Below are 2074 nucleotides of genomic sequence, written 5' to 3' on the forward strand. Positions count from 1 at the left end.
ATTTAAGGTTGGCTCACTGCTGTGAATGGATTGCAGACGGTTTTTGGCTATCAGATTTTTCAGCCGCTCATCAGAAGATATTTGTTCCAAAGGGCAGCTTGCTCTATGCTCCCCATCCTCAACCCATGTATAAGTTACGGTTGCCGCTCCTTTTGACATAATCAGATTGTGTGGGCTGTCAAGAGCGCATATTTTGCCGTTTACGATAAATGCCACCTTGTCACAAAGTTCGGCTGCGTCCTGCATACTATGCGTCGTCAAAAGAATGGTTTTCCCTTTTGCCTTTTCCTCTAAAATCATATTTTTCATCATACGGCTGTTTGCGGGGTCAAGCCCGCTGGTCGGTTCGTCAAGGCAGAGCAGGACAGGGTCATGCAGCAATGCTTTTATAAAGTTTAAGCGGGATTTCATGCCCTTTGAATAATCGGCTACACGTTTATCTGCATCCTGCTCCAAACCTACCGTTTCCAAAAGTTCATCTATCGGGCGTGGCTTTTTTTCGTATAATGATGAGAAAAACTGCAAGTTCTCTCTTGCCGTCAGCTTTTCATACATTGTTGAAAATTCAAAATCAACCCCTATATTCTCATAAAAATTCTTTGTACGATTTTTACACTCAATGCCATTTACCAGACAGGAGCCTTGATATGTTCTCAACATTCCAATCAAGATTTTCTGCAATGTGCTTTTGCCTGCCCCAGATGGTCCTAAAAATCCAAAAATTTCACCCTCTGGAACAGAAAAACTCATACCAGAAATAAATGGGCTTTTCGTGTAACTAAACGAAAGATTTTCTACTATAATCATGTCTACCTCCATACTGTTTGACTTATTCAATCTATATAGTCAATTAAAAAGCTGTTTTAAGTCTGGCTGATTACCAGACTTTTTAAATAATTTGTGTTACCATACCATAAATCAAGGAATACAGAGCCTTATCATACTGTTCGCCAATCTCTGCTTTATGCAGCGTTGCAAAATAAATTGCGTGGAATGCGGCACTGAGAACCTTTACGTCTACTTCTTTTTTCACAGGAAATAGGGCAAGCATTTTTTCAATCGTATCTGTATCGTCCCGAAAATGCTCCTCCACAATTTCCCGTGGCAGCTTACGCACAAGCAATTCCACTTCATTAACATCAATCAATTTCAAAATCAGCATTTCCTCTGTCATTTTATAGAACTCAAATATCACATCGGTCAGCTTTTCCGCTGACAACTCTGTATTCGCAATGCCAGAAATGGTCTGATACAGCTTGCGGTTGACAGTTTCCTGCTGTTCTTGAATAACTTCAAACAAAAGTAATTCTTTTGATTTATAAAAGAGATAGAAAGTTCCTTTTGGAATATTAACCCGTTTCACGATTTCATCGACTGTCGTGCGGCGGACGCCATACCTCGCAAGGCATTTTGCCGCTTCTTCTTTCAGCCGCTTTCTGATATATTCCCGTTCCTGCTCTGAATAGCTCTTCGGCACTTTAACGCCTCCCATTTGACTAATTTCGCTTATACAGTCATTATATGCATTTTTTTAAACTCTGTCAATATTCTATTTCATAGAAGTTTAAATCGTTTATGAGAAATAACAGAAGTTTTTACCCTCCGAAAAGCAAAATATGCTGTTCCGTTGGTATTATCAATGCTTTCACAATTTGGGCAAACCAAAAACAAGAGGGTAAGAAATTTCATCCCTACCCTCTGATTTTAACTCTTTATGCGTATATGATTTCCTCGTTCACAATCTCCCTCGCACACGCCCTTATGTTACCTAGCCGCCCTGTCCATTCTAAGGCGTTTTCTTCCTTTAGCCGTTCCGTTATGCCCTGTGCCCGTTTCATGCCCTCTATAAGCCGTTCAAAGCGTTCCTGCGCCTGCCTGTCAATGTCGGCAAGATAGGAATTGAGCCTGCCGCTTGTGAGAAGATTGGTGTATGTAACCTTGCGGTAATGCTTCAGATATTCTAAGTGTCTCTGTCCCCATATGCCTATCGGCTGTTCTTCTTCGGTGGGTAATCTCAAATCGGGTATAAGATACCCATTTTCTTCGTGGTATGTGCCGCCTAACTGTTCAAATA

General features: G+C 41.0%; 3 protein-coding genes. All 3 read right to left on the bottom strand.

Annotated elements, in window-relative coordinates; all coding sequences use genetic code 11:
• Nucleotides 1-807, bottom strand: an 807-nt coding sequence (locus D1841_RS17085; RefSeq protein ID WP_160644873.1) for an ABC transporter ATP-binding protein, incomplete at its 3' end; no start/stop codon positions are given.
• A gap of 82 nt (nucleotides 808-889) precedes the next feature.
• Nucleotides 890-1477: a TetR/AcrR family transcriptional regulator gene (locus tag D1841_RS17090; protein WP_160644876.1), complete on the bottom strand. Its 588-nt coding sequence runs from the start codon at nucleotides 1475-1477 to the stop codon at nucleotides 890-892.
• A gap of 235 nt (nucleotides 1478-1712) precedes the next feature.
• Nucleotides 1713-2074 (bottom strand): TnpV protein (locus D1841_RS17095; RefSeq protein WP_160644878.1); only part of this gene is annotated, 362 nt, incomplete at its 5' end.

Source organism: Neglectibacter sp. X4, assembly GCF_009917365.1.
GTDB lineage: Bacteria > Bacillota > Clostridia > Oscillospirales > Acutalibacteraceae > Acutalibacter.